Origin of the sequence: Microlunatus antarcticus (assembly GCF_014193425.1) — a bacterium.
In the GTDB taxonomy this organism is placed as follows: domain Bacteria; phylum Actinomycetota; class Actinomycetes; order Propionibacteriales; family Propionibacteriaceae; genus Microlunatus; species Microlunatus antarcticus.
The window spans coordinates 3519074-3540042 of record NZ_JACHZG010000001.1; the positions used below are offsets into that span (position 1 = coordinate 3519074).

At 72.3% G+C, this 20969-nt stretch carries 20 protein-coding genes; 10 read left to right on the forward strand and 10 right to left on the reverse strand.

The genetic code is table 11. The annotated features are described in order from the left end of the window. Positions 1-170 precede the first annotated feature (170 nt). The 4 genes from FHX39_RS16490 to FHX39_RS16505 all read left to right on the forward strand — a co-directional run bounded on the left by FHX39_RS16490 (position 171) and on the right by FHX39_RS16505 (position 2858). Complete coding sequence (locus tag FHX39_RS16490; protein WP_332836882.1) at positions 171-1106, forward strand: SMP-30/gluconolactonase/LRE family protein; 936 nt, start codon at positions 171-173, stop codon at positions 1104-1106. 83 nt (positions 1107-1189) lie between these two features. After that, positions 1190-1624, forward strand: coding sequence for a VOC family protein (locus FHX39_RS16495; protein ID WP_183340197.1), 435 nt, complete (start codon positions 1190-1192; stop codon positions 1622-1624). A gap of 5 nt (positions 1625-1629) precedes the next feature. Then, the gene (locus FHX39_RS16500) at positions 1630-2271 is read left to right on the forward strand and encodes a winged helix-turn-helix transcriptional regulator (RefSeq protein WP_183340199.1); all 642 of its coding nucleotides are present in this window, start codon (positions 1630-1632) and stop codon (positions 2269-2271) included. Between the two features lie 32 nt (positions 2272-2303). Next, positions 2304-2858 (forward strand): GNAT family N-acetyltransferase, encoded by a 555-nt coding sequence (locus FHX39_RS16505; protein ID WP_183340201.1) that lies wholly within the window; start codon positions 2304-2306, stop codon positions 2856-2858. Positions 2859-2937: 79 nt separating this feature from the next. Here the strand turns inward: FHX39_RS16505 and FHX39_RS16510 are convergent, their stop codons facing one another. After that, positions 2938-4044: an endo-1,4-beta-xylanase gene (locus tag FHX39_RS16510; protein WP_183340203.1), complete on the reverse strand. Its 1107-nt coding sequence runs from the start codon at positions 4042-4044 to the stop codon at positions 2938-2940. 415 nt (positions 4045-4459) lie between these two features. Then, positions 4460-5428 carry a glutathione S-transferase family protein gene (locus tag FHX39_RS16515; protein ID WP_183340205.1) on the reverse strand — a complete coding sequence of 323 codons (969 nt, stop codon included), beginning with the start codon at positions 5426-5428 and terminating at the stop codon, positions 4460-4462. 143 nt (positions 5429-5571) lie between these two features. Between FHX39_RS16515 and FHX39_RS16520 the strand changes: the two genes are divergently transcribed. Then, positions 5572-7047: a GuaB1 family IMP dehydrogenase-related protein gene (locus FHX39_RS16520; protein ID WP_183340207.1), complete on the forward strand. Its 1476-nt coding sequence runs from the start codon at positions 5572-5574 to the stop codon at positions 7045-7047. A gap of 205 nt (positions 7048-7252) precedes the next feature. Here the strand turns inward: FHX39_RS16520 and FHX39_RS16525 are convergent, their stop codons facing one another. The 3 genes from FHX39_RS16525 to FHX39_RS16535 form a co-directional block, all read right to left on the reverse strand. Continuing rightward, positions 7253-8104, reverse strand: coding sequence for a PhzF family phenazine biosynthesis protein (locus tag FHX39_RS16525; RefSeq protein WP_183340208.1), 852 nt, complete (start codon positions 8102-8104; stop codon positions 7253-7255). Between the two features lie 83 nt (positions 8105-8187). Then, positions 8188-9570: an NAD(P)-binding protein gene (locus tag FHX39_RS16530; protein WP_332836883.1), complete on the reverse strand. Its 1383-nt coding sequence runs from the start codon at positions 9568-9570 to the stop codon at positions 8188-8190. 30 nt (positions 9571-9600) lie between these two features. Then, positions 9601-9873 carry a DUF2277 domain-containing protein gene (locus FHX39_RS16535; RefSeq protein ID WP_183340210.1) on the reverse strand — a complete coding sequence of 91 codons (273 nt, stop codon included), beginning with the start codon at positions 9871-9873 and terminating at the stop codon, positions 9601-9603. Between the two features lie 90 nt (positions 9874-9963). Here FHX39_RS16535 and FHX39_RS16540 point away from each other — a divergent pair, with 90 nt between their 5' ends. Next, positions 9964-10875: a ribonuclease Z gene (locus FHX39_RS16540; RefSeq protein ID WP_183340212.1), complete on the forward strand. Its 912-nt coding sequence runs from the start codon at positions 9964-9966 to the stop codon at positions 10873-10875. A 312-nt stretch (positions 10876-11187) separates the two neighbouring features. Here the strand turns inward: FHX39_RS16540 and FHX39_RS16545 are convergent, their stop codons facing one another. The 3 genes from FHX39_RS16545 to ctaC are packed head-to-tail and all read right to left on the reverse strand — an operon-like array spanning position 11188 to position 14239. After that, positions 11188-11583, reverse strand: coding sequence for a cytochrome c oxidase subunit 4 (locus tag FHX39_RS16545; RefSeq protein WP_183340214.1), 396 nt, complete (start codon positions 11581-11583; stop codon positions 11188-11190). Then, positions 11580-13409, reverse strand: coding sequence for an aa3-type cytochrome oxidase subunit I (gene ctaD, locus FHX39_RS16550; RefSeq protein ID WP_183340216.1), 1830 nt, complete (start codon positions 13407-13409; stop codon positions 11580-11582). Before ctaD ends, FHX39_RS16545 begins: the two co-directional genes overlap by 4 nt. Continuing rightward, a complete protein-coding gene (gene ctaC / locus FHX39_RS16555; protein ID WP_332836884.1) occupies positions 13406-14239 on the reverse strand; it encodes an aa3-type cytochrome oxidase subunit II in 834 nt (277 codons plus the stop codon). The genes ctaD and ctaC overlap by 4 nt, the downstream gene beginning before the upstream one ends. A gap of 263 nt (positions 14240-14502) precedes the next feature. On the opposite strand from ctaC, the gene FHX39_RS16560 reads away from it, so the two are divergent. Genes FHX39_RS16560 through FHX39_RS16575 form a run of 4 tightly spaced genes read left to right on the forward strand, consistent with a single transcriptional unit; the run spans position 14503 to position 19251 of the window. Beyond that, a complete protein-coding gene (locus tag FHX39_RS16560; RefSeq protein WP_332836885.1) occupies positions 14503-15648 on the forward strand; it encodes a cysteine desulfurase family protein in 1146 nt (381 codons plus the stop codon). Beyond that, positions 15645-15917 carry a sulfurtransferase TusA family protein gene (locus FHX39_RS16565; RefSeq protein WP_183340220.1) on the forward strand — a complete coding sequence of 91 codons (273 nt, stop codon included), beginning with the start codon at positions 15645-15647 and terminating at the stop codon, positions 15915-15917. Before FHX39_RS16560 ends, FHX39_RS16565 begins: the two co-directional genes overlap by 4 nt. A 54-nt stretch (positions 15918-15971) precedes the next feature. After that, positions 15972-18263: a glycosyltransferase gene (locus FHX39_RS16570; RefSeq protein ID WP_183340222.1), complete on the forward strand. Its 2292-nt coding sequence runs from the start codon at positions 15972-15974 to the stop codon at positions 18261-18263. Between the two features lie 28 nt (positions 18264-18291). Continuing rightward, the gene (locus tag FHX39_RS16575) at positions 18292-19251 is read left to right on the forward strand and encodes a glycoside hydrolase family 130 protein (RefSeq protein WP_183340224.1); all 960 of its coding nucleotides are present in this window, start codon (positions 18292-18294) and stop codon (positions 19249-19251) included. A gap of 116 nt (positions 19252-19367) precedes the next feature. Here FHX39_RS16575 and FHX39_RS16580 read toward each other — a convergent pair whose 3' ends face one another. Both FHX39_RS16580 and FHX39_RS16585 read right to left on the reverse strand, forming a co-directional pair. Continuing rightward, complete coding sequence (locus FHX39_RS16580; protein WP_183340226.1) at positions 19368-19736, reverse strand: HesB/IscA family protein; 369 nt, start codon at positions 19734-19736, stop codon at positions 19368-19370. Between the two features lie 135 nt (positions 19737-19871). Next, positions 19872-20930 carry a glycerate kinase gene (locus tag FHX39_RS16585; RefSeq protein WP_183340228.1) on the reverse strand — a complete coding sequence of 353 codons (1059 nt, stop codon included), beginning with the start codon at positions 20928-20930 and terminating at the stop codon, positions 19872-19874. Between the last annotated feature and the right edge of the window lie 39 nt (positions 20931-20969).

The window sequence follows — 20969 nt, forward strand, 5'->3', positions numbered from 1 at the left end:
CCGGCAGACGGCGGTGGGCGTACGGGCGAGTCCGGTGCAGCGCTCGTGACGCTAGCGAGCGATTGTTTCCGCCGCGTTGCGGCCCTCGGGCGTCCGACGCCGTCCAGGTGATGATCAATCCCGTCGAGCAGGTCGCCGGAGGCCGAGGGTGCCGCCGTACGGTGTCCCGCGTGACGACGCGACCAGGCCAGCCCCCCGCCGACGCCCTGCCCACCACCTGGGAACGCCTCGACGACCGCTTCGCGGCGGTGGACGGCGACTCGCTCGTCGTGCGGATCGCGTCCGGCTGCCGCTGGGTCGAGGGCGGGACCTACCTCCCCGCGTCGCGCAGCTTCGTCTGGAGCGACATCCCGAACGACCGGCTGCTCCGCTGGGACGAGCTCACCGGCGAGACGGGCGTCTTCCGGTCGCCGGCCGGCTACCCGAACGGCAGCACGCTCGACGGCCAGGGGCGCCTGGTCACCTGCGGCCACGGTTCCCGGGCGGTGACCCGGACCGAGTACGACGGGTCGCTCACCGTCCTCGCCGACCGCTACGACGGCCACCCCTTCAACAGCCCGAACGACGTCGTCGTCGACAGCCGGGGCCGGGTCTGGTTCACCGACCCGAGCTACGGCATCTCCACCGACTACGAGGGCTTCCAGGCCGAGCCCGAGCTCGGGCACCACGTCTACCGGATCGACCCCGACGGCACCTGCCACCAGGTGACGGACGACTTCGACCAGCCGAACGGGCTGGCGCTCTCGCTGGACGAGAGCCAGCTCTACGTCGTCGACTCGGCGCGCCGCCACCTGCGCGTCTTCGACGTCACCGACGACGGCCGGCTCGAGGGCGGCCGCGAGCTCGCCACCAGCACGGCGGGCACGTTCGACGGGATCCGCCTCGACAGCACGGGCCGGATCTGGGCGGCCGCCGAGGACGGCGTGCACTGCCTGCACCCCGACGGAACGCTGCTCGGCAAGCTCCTGCTGCCCGAGATCACGGCCAACCTCACCTTCGGCGGCCTCAAGCGCAACGTGCTCTTCGCCTGCGCGACGACCAGCATCTACACGGTGATGCTCAACGTCACCGGCGCGCCCGGCCCGTACGCCGCGTCCGGGCGCTGACGGCCCCGGGGTCTTGACGTCCTACTTGCTTTTTGCAAGTGTGAGGGCGCAGCCCGACGACGGGCTCTCGACGGGAGACCACCATGACCTCGATGTTCGTCAACCTGCCGGTGACCGACCTGGAGCGCGCGAAGGCGTTCTACACGGCCCTCGGCTTTCGCATCAACCCGCTCTTCACCGACCACAACGCCGCCTGCGTCGTGGTCGAGGAGGACCACAGCTACGTCATGATCCTGGTGCGCGACTACTTCCAGACCTTCACCCAGCTGCCGATCGGCGACCCCGCGGTGAACCCCTCGGCCTCGACGGCGATCTTCCTCGACAGCCGCGAGGCCGTCGACGCCGCGGTCGCCGCTGGCGTTGCCGCGGGCGGTACCGAGCCGGGCGAGGCCACGGACTTCGGCTTCATGTACCAGCGCGGGGTCACCGACCCCGACGGCAACGTCATCGACTTCGGCTGGATGGACCCCGCGGCCGCGGCCCAGGGCCCCGCGGCGTTCGCCGACCAGCAGGCCTGAGGCCGGTGGCCGCACGCGACTACGGGCAGTACGACGGGATCACCCGGGCCCTCGAGCTGGTCGGCGAGCGGTGGGCCCTGCTCATCGTCCGTGACCTGCTCGTCGGGCCGCGCCGCTACGGCGAGCTCGCCGAGGGCCTGCCCCGCATCCCGAGCAACATCCTCGCGACGCGGCTCAAGGAGCTGCAGGCGGCCGGGATCCTGCGCCGGGCCCCGCACTCGCGCGTCATCGTCTACGAGCTGACCCCGTACGGCCGCGAGCTCGAGCCCGTCGTCCTCGCCCTCGGCACCTGGGGCTTCAAGGCGATGGGCGACCCGCGGGACGAGCAGGTCATCACGCCGGACGCGATGACCATGGCGCTGCGCACCGCGTTCCGTCCGCTGGTCGCGGCGGACCTGCCGGCCACGGCGTACGCGGCGCGCCTCGGCCCCGCGCAGCTCCTCGTCCGCGTGGACGGGGCCAACCTCGACGTCACGCGCGGTGACGGCCCGGCCGACCTGACCTTCGCCGCGGGCCACGCCATCCGGCGGCTCATCTCGGGCGAGCTCGCGCCCGACCGGGCCATCGCCACCGGGGTGGTCCAGGTGCTGCACGGCCGCGGCGACCTCCTCGACCGGTTCGCCAGCACGTTCCACCTGGCCGCTTGAGGCCGGCCCGGTCCGAGCCGCGAGGAACGGTCGTGCCGAAGGACAATGACGGCGTGATCATCAGGGCCAAGCTCGCCACCGACGACGACGCCTGCGTGGCCGTGATGGAGCGCACGCACGCGGTGGACGGCTATCCCCGCTACTGGCCGGCCAAGCCGGCGAAGTTCCTGCGGGCGCAGGGCGAGACGGACGCCTGGGTGGCGGCGGACGACGACGGCCCCGAGAGCCGGGTCGTCGGGCAGGTCGCGCTGCACCGGGCGGAGGGCGAACCCGTCCTCGCGCTCGCGCAGGAGGCGACCGGCCTGCCGGCCGCCAGGCTCACGGTGCTGGCCCGGCTGCTCGTGCATCCCGACGCCCGCGGGCGCGGGGTCGGGCGCGCCCTCGTCCGAACGGCGACGGAACGGGCGCACGCGTCGGGCCGGCGGGCGGTCCTGGACGTCCTGCAGAGCACGACCGGCCCGGCCCGGCTCTACGAGTCGGAGGGCTGGACCCGGCTCGGTCCGACGAGCCTGGACCTCAGCGGCTTCGGCTACGGCGACGTCCCGCCGCTGCAGCTGTGGGTCTACCTCTCCCCCGCACCGGGCTGACGAAAGATCGGGGTGGATCCGACCGCGTAGTCGCGGTCAGATCCACCCCGATCTCGTGCTCCGAGCCGGAACCTACGGGTCAGTGCTTCTTGATGCCCTTCGCCAGCCTCAGGTCGCGCTGCACCGTCTCGTACGCGGCCTTCGGCTGGTAGTCCTCGTCGTAGAGGTTGGCCTGGCCCTCGCCCGGGAAGACCTGCGGGATCCACGAGTACTTGTCGGTGAAGCCCCAGACGGTGAACGAGATGCAGCTGCGCTCGAGCAGGCAGCTCTGCAGCATGTAGCTGTAGCCGTTGGACTGGGCCTGCACCTCGGCCGGGGTCGCCGGGTCGCTGGCCGAGAACGTGATGCGCACGTCCGCCTCGGTCACGGCGGTCTTGAGCCCCAGCTTGGCGAAGCGGTGCAGGTTGGCCTGCATGTCGGTGGGCAGGCCGTACTCGGTGCTCAGGTGGCCCTGGACGCCGTAGCCCTGGATCGGCACGCCCTCGCTGCGCAGCTCCTTGACCAGCTTGTAGACGGCGTCGCTCTTCGGCCCGATGCCCTCGGTGTTGTAGTCGTTGTAGAAGAGAATCGCCTTGGGGTCGGCCTTGTGCGCCCACCGGAACGCGTCGGCGATGTACTCCGGCCCGAGCTCGCGCAGCCACAGCGAGTCGCGCAGCGTGCCGTCGTCGTTGAATGCCTCGTTGACCACGTCCCACGCCCAGATGTCGCCCTTGAAGTGGCCCATCTCGGTGGCGATGTGCTGCTTGAGGATCGAGCGCAGCTGCTTCTTGTCGATCGACCCGTCCTCGACCCCGCTGGTGAGCCAGGCCGGCAGCTGGCTGTGCCAGACCAGCGTGTGGCCGCGGACCTTCTGCTTGTGGGCCTTGGCGAAGGCCACGAGCTTGTCGGCCTCGGTGAAGTCGAGCTTGCCGCGCTCCGGCTCCACGACCTCCCACTTCATGACGTTCTCGGGGGTGACGCTGTTGAACTGGGCCGAGACGGCACCGGCGTACGTCGCATCGTCGGCGAGGGCGGCGGTGTCGACCGCGGTACCGACGCGGACGCCGGTCGGCTTGGCCAGGGCCTTGAGGGACTTGCTGCCCGCGTCGCTGGTGGCGGCTCCGGCGGCGGGGGCGCCGCCGGCGAGGAGGGCGGACGCGACAGCTCCCGCGGTCACCAGGCTGAGGCAGGTACGGCGTAGGGACATGGGGTTCCTCTTCGTTGAGGTGGGTCCGCCGGCGGGGGTCGCGGGCAGGTCGTGCACGACGACAGGACGGTTCGTCGTCCGTCCGGAGCTCTCCACGGCCCCGAAAAGTTTCGGATAAGTGGTGAGCGGTTCGTCGTGCTCAGGACACTAGGCCGGTCCTGGCGGACAGGTCAAGGATTGTGTGCCAAGCAATTCAAGGAGGCTCGGCGCGCATCCGCGCCGTGGTTCCGGCCCGTACGGTGAGGCGAAGACGAGCGCTCGGCCAGGGAAACCGGCCACCAGAGGAGTCGAAAGGTTTCGGGAACGATCCCGGCCGACCCGGGCACGGTCAGGACCATGCGGGTGAGGGCGACCCGCCGTCGAGGCACGCCAGAACGAGCCGCCCGCGGTGGCAGACGGCTCGTTCGTGGGTGGATCAGGAAGCGGGGTTCGCCCCGGCCGGGACCTCTTCGCCGGCGCGGACCGGTCCGGGGGCCGTCCCGTCGCCGAACGGTCGCCCACCCAGCTCCTCGCGGTGGTGCGGCGTCAGCCAGCCCGCCAGGTCCGGGCCCTTCGGCACGATCTGCGTCGGGTTGATGTCGCTGTGAACGACGTAGTAGTGCTTCTTGATCTGCTCGAAGTCGGTGGTGTCGCCGAAGCCGGGCGTCTGGAACAGGTCCCGCGCGTAGGCCCACAGCACGGGCATCTCGGTCAGCTTCTGCCGGTTGCACTTGAAGTGGCCGTGGTAGACGGCGTCGAAGCGGGCCAGCGTCGTGAACAGCCGGACGTCGGCCTCGGTGATCGAGTCCCCCATCAGGTAGCGCTGCGTGGCCAGGCGCTCCTCCAGCCAGTCGAGCGCGACGAAGAGGCGGTCGTACGCGGCCTCGTAGGTCTCCTGCGAGCCGGCGAAGCCGCAGCGGTAGACGCCGTTGTTGACCTCGGTGAAGATGCGCTTCATGACCGGCGCCATCTCGTCGCGCAGGTGCTCGGGGTAGAGGTCGGGGGCGCCGTCGCGGTGGAACGCGGTCCACTCCGTCGACATGTCGAGCGTCATCTGCGCGAAGTCGTTGGTGACGAGCGCCTTGGTGGTCTCGTCGACGAACGCCGGCACCGTGATGCCGCGCGGGTAGTCGGGGTCGAAGGCGAAGTACGCCTGCTGCAGCCGCTCGTAGCCGAGCACCGGGTCCACGCCGCCCGGGTCGAGGTCGAAGGTCCAGCTGCGCTGGTCGTGGGTCGGGCCGGTCAGGCCCATGGAGATCGCGTCCTCGAGGCCGAGCAGGCGGCGCACGATGATCGCGCGGTTCGCCCACGGGCAGGCGCGGGCGGCGATCAGCCGGTAGCGGCCAGCCTCCACGGCGAAGCCGTCGCGACCGTCCGCGGTGATGCGGGTCGCGACGTACTGCATGTCACGGGTGAACTCCTGACCGGGAGCCACGTACGAGGGGGAAGTAGAAGCGTCAACCACTTCATCATCGTACGCTCTTTCGCGCCGTCGGGGGTGGCCCGCGCGGGATCGACCTCCGTCCCCGGACCAGGGACAATGGACCCATGCGCTTCCTGCAGCCGCCGCCCGCCACGGACCTGACCTACAGCGACGTGTTCATGGTCCCGCGACGCTCGTCGCTGACCTCCCGCCTCGAGGTCGACCTCACGTCCAACGACGGGGTCGGCACCACGCTGCCCCTCGTCGTGGCCAACATGACCGCGGTGTCGGGCCGCCGGATGTCGGAGACCGTCGCCCGCCGCGGCGGGGTCGCGATCATCCCCCAGGACATCCCGACCGAGGTCGTCGCCGAGGTCGTCCGCAAGGTCAAGGGCTCGCACACCGTCTTCGACACCCCCGTCACGGTCGCGCCGAGCAGCACGGTCGGCGAGGCGCTGTCGCTGCTCCCCAAGCGGGCGCACGGGCGCGTCGTGGTGGTGGAGGACGGCCGCCCCCTCGGCACCGTCGCCGAGGCCGACACCGTCGGGGTGGACCGCTTCGCCCAGGTGAAGGACGTGATGAGCACCGACCTGGTGGCCGTCGGCCCGGACACCTCGCCGCGGGAGATCTTCGACGCGCTCGCCGCCTCGCACCTCCAGCTCGCCGTGGTCGTGGAGCCCGACGGTTCGGCCGGGTCGGACGGCCGCCTGCTCGGGGTGATGACCTCGCGCTCCGCGGTGCGTTCCACGCTCTACCGCCCCGCCCTCGACCCGGACGGGGCGCTGATGATCGGCGCGGCGGTCGGCATCAACGGCGACGTCGCCGGGCGGGCTGAGGCGCTGCTCCGGGCCGGGATCGACGTGCTGGTCGTCGACACGGCGCACGGGCACCAGGACAAGATGCTGTCGTCGCTGAAGGCGGTCCGCGAGGTCCGCGACCGCCTCGCCGACGCGACCGGCCGCTCGGTCCCCCTCGTCGCCGGCAACGTCGTCGCCGCGGACGGGGTCGACGACCTCGTCGGCGCGGGAGCCGACGTGATCAAGGTCGGCGTCGGCCCGGGCGCGATGTGCACGACGCGGATGATGACCGGCGTCGGACGCCCCCAGTTCAGCGCGGTGCTCGAGTGCGCGGCGGCGGCGCGCGCGCTCGGCAAGTCGGTCTGGGCCGACGGCGGCGTCCGCTACCCGCGCGACGTCGCGCTCGCCCTGGCCGCCGGTGCGGGCAGCGCGATGATCGGCTCCTGGTTCGCCGGGACGTACGAGAGCACCGGCAACCTGATGGTCGACGCGCAGGGCCGGGCGTACAAGGAGTCGTACGGCATGGCCTCCGCCCGCGCCGTACGGCTGCGGACCAAGGACTCGAGCGGCTTCGACCGGGCGCGGTCCGGCCTGTTCGAGGAGGGCATCTCCTCCTCGCGGATGTACCTCGACCCGGAGCGTCCGGGCGTCGAGGACCTCATCGACTCGATCGTCGCCGGCGTCCGCAGCTCCTGCACCTACGCCGGTGCCTCGACGCTGGAAGAGTTCCACCAGCTCGCCGTCGTCGGCGTGCAGTCCAGCTCCGGCTACGACGAAGGGCGCCCCCTCAGCGTGTCCTGGTGATTCGCGCCCGGCCGTGCGCGGAGAGCTCCTGCCTTCCTCCCATCCGGTGACGCCACTCGTTCGTCCTGACGGTCGCCTCAGGCGTACTGGGTGACGTCACCGGCTGCTCGTCCAGGCAGGAGCGGGCGCACGACCTACCCGACGCTCACATCGCCGCCGTCGAGCGAGTGCCTGGTCTAGTTTCGCGAGCGGCTGGCTGTTCGTCCTAGGCCGGGATGGCGCTCGCGGCGCCTCGGACTCTCACGCCGGGTTCGCCGCGCAGGACGCTGACGTCGATGCGGCTCGGGCGGCCCATGTCCACGCCCTGGCAGATGGTGAACTCCGCGCTGGCGCCGATGATGTGGAGGTCCCGCAGGTAGCCGCCGAACGCGGCCGCCGCGGCGCCGGTCGCCGGGTCCTCGACGACGCCGCTGCCGGCGAAGGGGTTGCGGGCGTGGAAGAGCTTGCGTCCCTCGGGCCAGACGAGCAGGACCGTGATGAGCTCGTGCTCCTGCATGAGGGCGGCGAGGGCGTCGAAGTCGTAGTGCAGGTCGGCCAGCCGCGCGCGGGTGCGGGTGACGAGCACGAGGTGCTCGGAGCCGGCGTTCGCCAGCCGTACGGGGTAGTCGGGGTCGAGGTCACCCGGCGACCAGCCGAGGGCCCGGAGCACCGGCCCCACCAGCCCGGGCGGGGCCAGCCGGACCCGCGGCGAGACGCTGGTCAGCTCGGCCACGAGCCCGTGGTCGGTACGTTCGGTGTTGACCGTGACCAGGCCCGCAGGCGTGTGGAACACGAGCTCGGCGGCCGGGTGCCGCTCGACGAGCGCCACGCCGGAGGCGATGGTCGCGTGACCGCAGAACGGCACCTCCTGCCGCGGGGCGAAGAAGCGGACGTCGTACACGTTGGGCTCGTGGTCGCGCGGGAAGAGGAAGGCCGTCTCGGAGTAGCCGAGGTCGGCGGCGATCTCCTGCATCGCGGCGGCGTCGAGCCCGTCCGCGTCGAGCACCACCCCCGCGGGGTTGCCCCCGCGACCGTCGCTGGTCGTGAACGCGGCGTACCGAAGCACCTCGGTCGACATGGCGACAATCTAGACGCCCACGCCCTCCCACCGACAGACCCTCGGCTGCGTCCGGACCGCGCGTCGCCGGCGAACGAACCGCTTCAGGTGCCCGCGGCCGCGAGCTCCTCGAGCCGCGCGACGCCGGACGGGACGGCCCGCGCGAGACGTTCCAGGACGGCGTCGAGCTCGGGTGACGTGGCGTCGGGCGGCACCCGCGCCGGGTTGAGCGCGACCCGGTCGGTCCAGGCCTTCACGTCGGGCTCCGCGCCGAAGACCGCGCCGGCCCGGAAGCCGAGGACGTTCATCCGGGCCCAGTCGGCCAGCGAGTTGCCGTACGACGACGGCGGGCAGAGGCGGTTCTTCTCGGCGTCGTCGTCCCGGGTCGCCTCGACGTAGCCCACGAGCGCCGCCCCGAAGCAGGGGAAGCCGGCCCGGACGGGCTGCAGCGTGACGACGTCCGGTGCCCAGATCGGCCGACGTGGTCGCGGCCTCAGGCCGTCCGCCGCGCAGTGGACGACGAGCGCGTCGTCGTCGATCGGGACCGTCCCGCCGTCCAGGTCGAGGCGACCACGTCGGGCCGTCCGTACACGGCCCAGGCGCACCACGTGCTCGACCCGGCGCAGGAGGTCGAGCTCCCAGCGACCCAGGGTCGGGACCTTCGCCATGGACGGTGTGACGGCGGGGTCGAGGCGCATCATCGTCCCGGCGTCCTCGAGGGCGGTGAACAGCCCGGGCAGGGTGCGGGCGTCCGACGCCAGGCCCATCAGCTCCGCGACCATCCCGAGGTAGATCACGGGGTCGGGCTGGATCCGGGCCCGGTCGAGCATCCAGGGCTCGCGCGGGCGCACCCAGCAGATCGCGTCGGGGTCGACGCCGTGCCGCAGGAGCCAGACGACGCTGTCGGTGGCCGTCTTGCCGGAGCCGACGACCACGTGCTGCCGGGCGGGCCCGGACGTCGGGAGGTCGTTGGCCGGGACGACGTGGGCGCCGTCGACGGCGAACGGCGGCGGGGTCTCGCCGGGGATGTCCGGCGCGAGGTAGCGCGCGTCGACGATACGGCACCGTTCGGGCACGGCGTAGTGCTCGCCCGACGCCCGGTCCACGAAGGTCCGACCGCCCAGGAAGTCGGCGCCCGTGAACAGCCGCACGCGGCCCGGGCCGACCATCCGTTCGGCGAGGACCTGGTCGTAGTAGGCGAGGATCTCAGGCTGCCCGGCCCGCTCGTGCAGCCCGGCCTCGGGTCCCGAGGTCTGACGTCGGTCGCCACCGAGCAGCGTCGACGCGACGCCGTAGTACGTCGACGACTGGTGCAGCTGGACGAAGGGGTACGCCGCGCGCCAGTGCCCGCCGGGGCCGTCGCGGCGGTCGACCATCGCCACGGAGACATCCGCGTGGTCGATCAGGGCGTCGGTGAACGCCATCCCGGCCGCGCCCGCGCCGACGACCAGGTAGTCGACGTCGAGCCGGGTAACCTGGTCAGCCACGCACGGACCGGGGTCGACAAGCTTGCGTGGTCAGGCCGACGCGAAGCGCGCGGCGGAGCGCGCCCGGGCCTTCGCGGCCTCCTCGTCGCGGTTCTTCGGCGTGCCCGTGGTCACCAGGCTCTCCAGCAGGTGCTCGGTCGCGTGCGCGATGTCGTGCACGGCACGTTCGAAGGCGGCCTCGTTCGCCTTGGACGGCTTCGTCGTCCCGGCGATCTTGCGGACGTACTGCAGCGCGGCGTCGTGGACCTCGTTCGAGGTCGCCGGCGGCTCGAAGTTGTTCAGCGGTCGGATGTTGCGGCACATGGCCCCATCCTTCCCCTCGTCGAGCCGGGAGTCACCCCCTCTGAAGCCACGACCGGCTCAGGGGCGCACGGCGGCGTAGGCTCCGCTGCCGTGGGTGCGCGGGAGCTGATCGTCCTGGGGACCGCGTCGCAGGTGCCGACCCGGACGCGGGCGCACCAGGCCGCGGTGCTGCGCTGGGACCGCGAGGTGGTGCTCTTCGACCCGGGCGAGGGGACGCAACGCCAGCTCACCCTGGCCGGCGTCTCGGCGGGCAGCATCACCCGGATCTGCATCACCCACCTGCACGGCGACCACTGCCTCGGTCTGCCCAGTGTGCTGCAGCGCATCGCGCTGGACGGTCGCGGCCAGCCGGTCGACCTCTACTTCCCCGCCGCGGGCCAGCCGTACGTCGACCGGCTCCGTCACGCCAGCGCGGCGGCCGACGGGCCCGAGGTCCGCGAGCACCCGGTGTCGTCCGACGGCGTGGTCGACACCTGGCCGGGGCTCACGCTGTCCGCCCGCGCGCTCGACCACCGCGTGCCCACGTACGGGTGGCGCCTCCAGGAACCCGACGGACGCCGGGTCGTCCGGGACCGGCTGGACGCTGTCGGTCTCTCCGGACCCGACGTCGGCCGGCTGCTGCAGGACGGCGAGGTCACCGTCGACGGGCGACGCGTCCTCGCCTCCGAGGTCACCGAACCCCGTCGCGGCCAGTCCTTCGCCCTCGTCATGGACACGCGCCGCTGCAGCGCCGCGGTCGAGCTCTGCCGCGATGCGGACCTCGCGGTCTGCGAGTCGACCTACCTGCGCACCGAGGCGGACCTCGCCGAGCGCTACGCCCACCTGACCGCGGCCGACGCCGCCGGCATCGCGGTAGAGGCGGGCGTACGCCGCCTCGTCCTGACCCACTACTCGGCCCGCCATCCCGACGAGCAGGTCTTCGCAGCCGAGGCCCGTGAGCTCTTCCCTGACGTCACCGCCGCCCGAGACCTCGACCGCATCGAGGTTCCCCCGCGCCGCTGAGCGGTACTAGCTGTCGTACGCACGCCGACCACTGCGTGGCCCTTCGACAAGCTCAGGGAGCGTTCGAGCGCATTCCGACTACCGCCGACCGTCCGCCGCCGCCGCCGCCGCCGCCGCCGAGGAGACTCGATCAGGCAGGAGCTCGACCGCGCCCGGGCGTGGACGAGGTCATGTGGGCCGGCGCCGTCTGGACGAACGAGCGATGACGCCACCCTTCAGGCAGACCCGGATGGATCCGCCCGACGAGTGGCGTCATCGATCGTGAGGAAGACGGCGTCTGAGGCCCTGCGACCTCGTTCACGCCCGAGAGGGCTAGTGCGCGTGATCCCCGCGGTAGTACTCGAAGATCAGGCCGGTGAGCGTCACCGTGCCGAACGCGACGCCCAGGATCATCAGCCACCAGCCGAAGACCGGCCCGAGGATGAAGAGGGTGAACGTCAGGCCGACGAACAGCGGCCACTTGCTCTGCGGCGGGAAGAAGCCGAGCTCGCCGGCACCCTCCGCGATCTCGCCCGACTTCTTGTCCTCCGGGCGAGGGTCGATCCGACGTGCGAGGAGGCCCAGGTACAGGGCGATCATCAGCAGCAGGAAGAACGTCAGGATGAGCGCAGCGGTCCCCGTGGGGTCGTTGCTCATCAACCAGTAGACGGGGGTGATCGCCGCGACGAAGACCGTCAGGGAGATGAAGACCCAGGTCTCAGCCTTCATCCTCGGCCGGCCTCCTTGTCGTTGAAGTCAGCCGAGGGCGGGGACTGGTTGGGGTGCTGCTCGTCGTACGCCTCGACCGGATCGGTGGACTCCCCGCTGACGCGCTGCTCCAGCAGCGTGCGGCGACCGGTGTCGTCCGCGGCGTCGACCAGGGTGTCGTTGAGCTCGCCGTTCATGTCGTTGTACTCCGACAGCGCGACCTCGGGGTGGTGCAGGTCGAAGGCCGGGGCCTCGGACCGGATCCGCGGGATCGAGGTGAAGTTGTGCCGCGGCGGCGGGCAGGAGGTCGCCCACTCGAGCGAACGGCCCCAGCCCCACGGGTCGTCGACGCCGACCTTCGGGTTGTTGCGGCTCTTCCACACGTTGTAGACGAACGGCAGCATCGAGGCGCCGAGCAGGAACGCACCGGCCGACGAGATCTGGTTGAGGACCGTGAAGCCCTCGTTCGGCAGGTAGTCGGCGTAGCGACGGGGCATGCCCTCGACGCCGAGCCAGTGCTGGACGAAGAACGTGGCCTGGAAGCCGATGAACAGCAGCCAGAAGTGGACCTTGCCCAGGCGCTCGTCGAGCATGTGGCCGGTGAACTTGGGCCACCAGAAGTAGAAGCCGGCGAACATCGCGAACACGACCGTGCCGAACACCACGTAGTGGAAGTGAGCGACCACGAAGTAGGAGTCGGAGAGCGCGAAGTCGAGCGGCGGCGAGGCCAGGACGACACCGGTCAGACCACCGAAGAGGAAGGTGATCAGGAAGCCGACGGCCCAGAGCATGGGTGTTCGCATGGCGATGTTGCCGCCCCACATGGTGCCGATCCAGTTGAAGAACTTCACCCCGGTCGGGACCGCGATGAGGAACGTCATGAAGGAGAAGAACGGCAGGTTGACCGCACCGGTCACGTACATGTGGTGGGCCCACACGGCCACCGAGAGGGCCGCGATCGACAGCGTCGCGCCGACGAGGCCGACGTAGCCGAAGATCGGCTTGCGGCTGAAGACCGGCAGGATCTCGGTGATGATGCCGAAGAACGGCAGCGCGATGATGTAGACCTCGGGGTGCCCGAAGAACCAGAACAGGTGCTGCCACAGGATCGGGCCGCCGTTCGCGGCATCGAAGACGTGGGCGCCCAGCTTGCGGTCCGCCTCGAGCACCAGCAGGGCCGCCGCGAGGATCGGGAACGCGATCAGCACGAGGATCGACGTCACCAGGATGTTCCAGGTGAAGATCGGCATCCGGAACATCGTCATGCCGGGGGCACGCATCGTGATGATCGTCGTGATGAAGTTGACCGCGCCGAGGATCGTGCCCAGACCGGCCATGTAGAGGCCCATGATCCACAGGTCACCGCCGACGCCGGGCGAGTTCACGGCGTCGCTGAGCGGGGCGTACGCGAACCAGCCGAAGCTGGCGGCGCCCGACGGGGACAGGAAGCCGGAGACCGTGACGAGGCCGCCGAAGAGGTAGAGCCAGTACGACAGCATGTTCAGCCGCGGGAACGCCACGTCGGGCGAACCGATCTGCAGCGGCATGATCGCGTTCGCGAAGCCGGCGAAGAGCGGCGTCGCGAAGAGCAGCAGCATGATCGTGCCGTGCATCGTGAAGAACTGGTTGTAAGTCTCCCGCGACATGTACTGCATGCCCGGGAAGGCCAGCTCGGCGCGGATGCCCAGCGCCAGGATGCCGCCCAGGAAGAAGAACAGCATCGTGGTGATGAAGTAGAGGTTGCCGATCACCTTGTGGTCGGTGGTGACCATCCACTTCCACGAGATCGTCCCCAGCTGTCGCTTGGGGGTCGCGATCTCCGTCGCGGTGCGCTGGAGCGTCGTCATCGCGTGCCTCCCTGCTGAGCTGCGGCCGGCTCGGGCTGCCCGGTGTTGCCGGGCTCACCCACCGGGTTGGGGATTGCTGCGCCCTTGGCCTGGCCGGTCTGGCCCTTGGCCACGAGCGTCTTCAGGTGGGCCTCGTACTCGGCCTCGCTGACCACGTGGACCTCGAAGAGCATCGAGGAGTGGTAGGTGCCGCAGAGCTCGGCGCACTTGCCGGCGAACACGCCCTCACGGTTCGGGGTCACCGTGAAGTGGTTGTCCCGGCCCGGGATGACGTCCATCTTCTCGTAGAAGACGGGCACCCAGAAGGAGTGGTTGACGTCCGGCGAGGAGAGGTTGAAGCGAACGGTCTTGTTCACCGGCAGGTAGAGGGTCGCCCACTGGTTGATGGTGCCGGTCTCCCACACGTCCGTGCCGACGGCCGCGTTGCCCGCCGACTCGTAGTTGAAGGTCCAGGCCCACTTCTGCCCGACGACGTCGACGGTCACGTCGGGGGTCGGGTTCTTCTGCACGACGTTCTGCGCGAGGACCGTGTAGTAGAACAGCACGCCGATGACGACGAACGGCGCCACCGTGTAGAAGATCTCCATCGGCAGGTTGTAGCGGTTCTGCTTCGGCATGTCGTTGTGGTTCGTCTTGTAGCGCACCGCCGCCCAGATGACCAGGGCGTAGACCGCGATGCCGATCGAGCCGGCCGCGATCCAGGTGCCGATCCAGAGGTCACCGATTGCCGGGGCCTGAACGGTGCCGGCCTCCGGCAGCCCGAGCCGCTTGAGCTGCGCGGTCGTCTCCGGGGAGCACCCCGTCAGCAGCGTCAGCGCCAGTGCGCTCACCGCCACTCCACCGCGCAGACCGACGCGTCGCGCCCGATCTCTGCTCACACCCACTCTGGCCTCTCCTCGGAACATGCCCACCCGGGCCGGACGACGAGTCGTCCCCGTGCGTCGCGCTTGGCGTGCACCCACCCGCCGGTGTTACCCGTCGTGAGGGCTGTGACTCAGGTGCCTGGAGGGCAGTCTGCGTCTCGATCTTTGCTCGGTCACAGTAACGCAGGAAGCCCAGGGGGCCGTTGCGGGCCCGGACGTATCTTTCCCCCGTGGCGGAGGTGCGAACGCCGGTCTTCCTCGACTGTTCTTCAGGTGAACCCCTGCTCCCAGAGGCACGTGACGCATGGGTTCTTGCCGCGTCCTCGGGGTGGGGCGACCCCCAGCGGCTGCACCGACCGGGCCGGCTGGCCGCGCAGGCCCTCGACTCCGCCCGCGAACGTGTCGCAGCCCACGTCGGCGCCCGTCCCGACGAGGTCGTCCTGACCGGTCCTCTGGCGCCGACCGCGCAGGCGGCGGTGGCCGGCCTGGTGCAGGGACGCCGTCGGGTGGGGAACCTCGTCGTCACCTCCACGGTCGAGCACTCCGCCGTGCTGGCCGCGGCCGCCGCGTACGGCGAGCACGTGGCCGTCGGCGTCGACCCCCTCGGACGCGTCGACCTCGAGGCCTGGACGGAGGCGGTCGGACGCCCCGGGGTCGCGCTCGCCTGCCTGCAGGTCGCCAACCACGAGGTCGGCACCCGCCAGCCGTACGCCGCGGCGGCGCAGGCGTGCCGCGCGGCCGGGGTGCCCCTCGTGCTGGACGCCACCACGGCGCTCGGGCGGCTGGACACCACGGCTCTGGGTGACTGGTCGGTGCTGCTCGGCTGGGCGGGCGCGTACGGCGGACCGGCCTCGGTCGGGCTGATGGTCGTGCGGCGCGGCACCCGCTGGCGGGCGCCCTACCCCGCCGACGACCACCAGCAGGGGCGCTGGCCGGGGGTCGTGGACGTCCCCGCCGTCTGGTCGGCCGCCGCGGCCCTCGACACGGTGGTCGCCACGCGTGAGGTCGTCGGCGCGCGTCAGCACGCCCTGGTCGACCGGCTGCGCCGCGAGGTCGCCGCCCGGGTGCCCGACGTCGACGTGGTGGGCGACCCGGACGACCGGGCGCCGCACCTGCTGACCTTCTCGGCCCTCTACGTCGACGGGGAGACCCTGAGCCTCGAGCTGGACCGGGCGGGCTTCGCCGTGGCCAGCGGCTCGGCCTGCAGCGCGAGCAGCGAGCACCCCTCCCACGTCCTGGCCTCCATGGGCGCGCTCACCCACGGCAACGTGCGGCTCGGGCTCACCCGGACGACCACCGAGGCCGAGGTGGAGGCGTTCCTCGACGTGCTCCCCGGGGTCGTCGCCGAGATCCGCGACCGCCTCGGCGCCGCATGACCGCGCCCCTGGACGGCTCCGACGGCTCCGACGGCTCTGACGGTCCTGACCGCCCGGCCGCCCTCACCCTGGACTGCACCGGGATGCGCTGCCCGCGCCCGATCATCGAGATCGCCCGGCGCATCGGCTCGGTCGCGGTCGGCGAGACCGTCGAGCTCCTGGCCGACGACCCCGCGACGGCGCCGGACCTCGCCGCCTGGTGCCGGATGCGCGGTCACACCCTCCTCCGCTCCGCCCCGCCCCGCTTCCAGGTGGTCCGCGACCGCTGACCGGAGGTGGGATCCTGGCTGCTCGGTGGACCGACGACGAGGGAGCCAGGACGTATGAAGGTGGCCATGGTGTCGACCTATCCCCCGCGACCGTGCGGGATCGGGGTCTTCGCGGCCGACCTGCACGCCGCGGCCCGGGCCGCGGACCCGGCCCTCGAGCTGGAGGTCGTGGCCATCGACCAGGACCTCGGCGGCGACGTGGACCCCACCGACGCGCTGGACCGGCCCGAGGTCAGGTGGCACCTGCGCCAGCACGACCGGCGCGACTACGACCGGGTCGCCCGTGAGCTGGCCGCCTCCGACGTGGACGTCGTCCTCGTCGAGCACGAGTTCGGGATCTTCGGCGGGACGGCCGGCGACCACCTCGTGACCCTGCTGGCCGGGGTCGGGCGTCCGGTGGTGCTGACCCTGCACACCGTGCTCACGCACCCCAGCCCCGCGCAGGCCTCCGCGCTGCGCCGCGTGTGCGCGCTGGCGACGCTCGTGACCGTCTTCACCGAGACCGCCCGGCGGATGGTCGTGACCTCGGGGGCGGTCCCGTCGGGCCGCATCCGCGTCGTGCCGCACGGCGTGCCCGCGCTCGTCGTCGCGCACGAGGCGGCCCGGGCCGCGGCGGCCAGCGCGTCGGCCGACGTCTCCGACGACCTCTCGCTGCACGTGCTGCGCGGCCGTACGGTGCTCTCCACCTTCGGCCTGATCTCGTCGGGCAAGGGCATCGAGCTGGCGATCGAGGCCCTCGCCCAGGTGGTGCCGACCCACCCCGAGGTGCTCTACCTGGTCGCGGGCCAGACGCACCCCGAGGTCGTGCGGCACGAGGGCGAGGTCTACCGGGAGGGCCTCCAGCGGCTGGTCGCCGAGCTCGGGCTCGGTGACCACGTGCACTTCCTCGACCGGTTCCTCACCGTCGAGGAGCTGAGCGTGCTGCTCGCCTCCACCGACCTCTACCTGACGCCCTACCGCTCGCGCGAGCAGATCGTCTCGGGCGCCCTGACCTTCGCGGTGGCCGCCGGCTGCCCGGTCGTGTCCACCCCCTACCTCTACGCCGAGGACCTGCTGGCCAGCGGCGCCGGGCGCCTCGTCCCCTTTGCCGACCCGACCGCCATGGCCGGCGCGATCACCGACCTGCTGGACCACCCCGAGGCGCTGGCCGAGGCCCGCGCCGAGGCCGTCCGGGTGGGCTCGACGCTCGGCTGGGAGCAGGTGGCCCGCACGACGATCGACGTGCTCTCCGAGGCGACCGCCGTCCCGCCGGTCGAGTGGGTGCCACGCCAGGTGCTCCGGCTGGCCCAGCTGGACCGGCTCTGCGACGACGTCGGCATCGTCCAGCACGCCGACGGCGTGACGCCGCGGTGGTCGAGCGGCTACTGCACCGACGACGTGGCCCGGATGGTGCTGGTCGGCCTCGGGCTGGCCTCGCGCCCGGAGCAGCGACCCGAGCCGGTCCGGATGGTCGGCTCGGGGCTGGCCTTCCTCGCGTACGCGCTCGAGCCGGGCCGGGCGGGGCTGCGCAACTTCATGGGGCACGACCGCGGCTGGCTGGACGAGCCCCACCAGGGCGACCACGTCGGTCGCGCGGCCTGGGCGCTCGGCGCCGTGGTCGCGGCCCAGCCCGCGGCGGGCGACGCGAAGCCGGCGCTGCGCGAGCTGGAGGCGCTGGAGCCCTCGCTGGGGGCCGCGCTCAGCCCGCGCACCGTCGCGTACACCCTGCTCGGACTCGCCCGGCCGGAGCCCGGGCTGCTGCCGGCGAGCCTCACGGCCCTGCTGCGGACCCTGGCGACCCGGCTCACCGAGTCGCTCGACCGCTACGCCGGCCCGCGCTGGCCCTGGTTCGAGACCTACCTCACCTACGACAACGCGCGACTGCCGCAGGCGCTGCTCGCCGCGGGGCAGCGGCTCGGCGACGACGCGCTCGTCCGCCGTGGCCTCGAGTCCCTCGACTGGTACGCCGCGCAGTGCGGCCTCGGCACCTCCACGGTCAGGCTGATCGGCAACCGGTGGCGTCAGCAGCCCGACGGCTCGCCCGCGGCCGGCGGGCCCGGGGACGACGAGGGGGACGGCGACGAGCAGCCGCTCGACGCCGCGGCCCTGGTCGAGGCGTGCGTCGAGGCCTACACGGTGACCGGGTCGCCGAGGTACCGGACCTGGGCCTGGGCCGCGTGGTCGTGGTTCTTCGGCGCGAACCGGCTCGGGGTCTCCCTCTACGACCCGGCCTCGGGCGGGTGCGCGGACGGCCTGACCGAGGACGGGGTGAACGAGAACCAGGGCGCGGAGTCGACCCTGGCGGTCTGGCAGGCCGCCCTGGCGCTGGACCACGCCGGGCTGCTGCGGCTGAGCGTCACCGACTGAGGCGGGTGCCCGGGATAGCGTCGCGGCCATGACCTCGACGTCGGCGGATCGCAGCGCCGCCCTGTTCACCCGGTACGCCGGCAACCCGATCCTGAGCCCGAGCCGCTGGCCCTACACGGTCAACGCCGTGATGAACGCGGGAGCCGCCCAGGTCGGCGACCAGACCCTGCTGCTCTGCCGGGTCGAGGACCGGCGCGGCATGAGCCACCTGACCGTCGCCCGCTCCGACGACGGCTTCTCCAACTGGGTCGTCGACGCCGAGCCGCTGCTGGCGCCGGAGGCCGGGGTCGTGCGCGAGCAGTGGGGCCTCGAGGACGCCCGCCTCACCTGGTCCACCGAGCTGGAGGCCTGGGCGATCGCCTTCACCTCGTTCGGCCCCGGCGGTCCGAGCCTGTCGCTCGCGACCACCACCGACTTCGTCACGGTCGAGCGTCACGGGGTCGTCCGCCCGCCCGAGGACAAGAACGGGGCCCTGCTGTCGCGCAAGGTCGGCGGCAAGTACGTCCTGTTCCACCGCCCGGTGACAGGGCACACCCAGCGCGCCGACATCTGGCTGTCCCGCTCGTCCGACCTGCAGACCTGGAGCCCGTCGGAGCCGGTCATGTCCGCCCGGGAGGGCGGCTTCTGGGACTGCGCGCGGATCGGCATCGGCCCGCCGCCGCTGGAGACGCCCGAGGGCTGGCTGCTCATCTACCACGGCGTACGCCAGACGGTCGCGGGAGCGCTCTACCGGGCCGGGCTCGCGCTGCTGGACCTGGACGACCCGTCGAAGGTGATCCGGCGCTGCGCGGAGTGGGTGCTCGGCCCGTCCGAGGTCTACGAGCAGACCGGGGACGTTCCCGGGGTGGTGTTCCCGTGCGGGCTGCTGCACGACGCCGAGCTGGACCGCCTGCGCCTCTACTACGGCGCGGCCGACACCTGCCTGGCCGTGGCGACCGCGAGCTACTCCGAGGTCCTCGACTTCGTGCTCACCCACGGCGAGGGCTGACCGCTCCCGCGTTGGGGTGAAAAGACGAGACGCCCTGCCCCTGGACTCGGTAGGGGCAGAGCGTCTCGGGTCTTCGGGCGTCGGCCTCGTCGAGGAGGCCGGCGCTCAGCGGCCGATCAGTGGAAGCTGTCGCCGCAGGCGCAGGAACCGGTCGCGTTCGGGTTGTCGATCGTGAAGCCCTGCTTCTCGATCGTGTCCACGAAGTCGATGGAGGCACCCGTGAGGTACGGCGCGCTCATCCGGTCCGTGACGACGCTGACGCCGCCGAAGTCCTTGCGGACGTCGCCGTCGAGCTGACGCTCGTCGAAGAAGAGCTGGTAGCGCAGGCCCGAGCAGCCACCGGGCTGCACGGCGACGCGGAGCGCGAGGTCGTCGCGGCCCTCGGACTCGAGGAGCGCCTTGACCTTGCCGGCGGCGACGTCGGTCAGGAGGACCCCGTCGGCCGGCGGCGCGGTGATGGTGATCGGGCTGGTGGTGGCGGTCATGAGGGTCTCCCCTGGTCGGTGAGGATGCTGCTGCTTCGTGGACGCAACTCGCATGAGGCGGATCGTGTTCCCGGACTTCATGGTAGGTCCGTCCGAACTCCAGGCCCACCCCTGCTGGGTCGGACGTGTCCGGCGTCACCAGCGCCAGGTGCGCGCGACCCGCTCGGCGGCCGCCGTCAGCTCGTCCGGGGTGACCGCGCCACCCGCGCCGCCGGCCGCCGGGTCGCCGGCCGTACGAGCCGCCTCGTGCACCGCGTACGCGGCCTCGATGCCCATCGTGCGCATCTCCCGGGCCCCGATCAGGACCTCGCCGGCCACGACCACGCAGGGGGCGAGCAGCCGACCGGCCAGCGCGGCGGCCGCGGCGACGACCCCGCCCCCGCGGTGCGCGAAGTCGAAGACCGAGCAGCCCGTGACGACGAGGTCGACCGGACCGCTGATGCCGCCGAGGGCGAGCTCCGGTCCGCTGGTCAGGCGCCCGCCGAGCGCGAGCACGGCCAGCGCAGTCCCGCCACAGGCCCCGGCGCCGGGCGTCGCCCCCAGACCCGACCCGGCCAGGTCGGCCAGCCGCTGCAGGCTCGCGTCGGCCGCGAGCAACGGTTCCGCGTCCTCCTCTGCGGCCCGACCACGGACCGAGGTGATGCCGCGGAGCCCGAGCAGCGGCGTCGTCGTCCGCGTGCTCGGCACGACGCCGACGAGGTCGAGGTCGCCGAGCCGCTCGAGCGGGAGGCTCAGGTCGAGCCGCGACAGCCCCGCCAGCCCCGCGACGCCGCCGGTCAGGTCGACGTCCGCCTCCGCACCGAGGGCCGCGAGCAGGCCGGCCCCGCCGTCGTGGACGTCGTCGCTGACCAGGTCGACCAGCAGGGTGCCGCCGTCCGGCAGGGTCTCGGCGACGAGGCGCCCCAGCGGGAGCGAGCTCGCCGCGTACGGGAGTGGCCCCTCCCCCACGCCCGGCCCGGGCAGCGCCACCGCGGTGAGCGCGCGGGCCTGCGTCCGGACGCCGACGCGGTCACCGAGGACGACAGGTTCCGCGGCGGCCCCCAGCCGGTCGGCGACCGAGGTGACGAAGCCGGCTCCGGCCTCGCCGACCGGGACGACGGCGGTCGCACGGCCGTCCCACCCCCGCGCGAGGTACCGGCCGGCGGCGGCGGACGACAGGCCGCCCAGCTCGTCGGAGCAGACCAGGACGCGCACGGCTGCATCCTGCCAGCGCCGCGGTCCGGGACCGCCCCG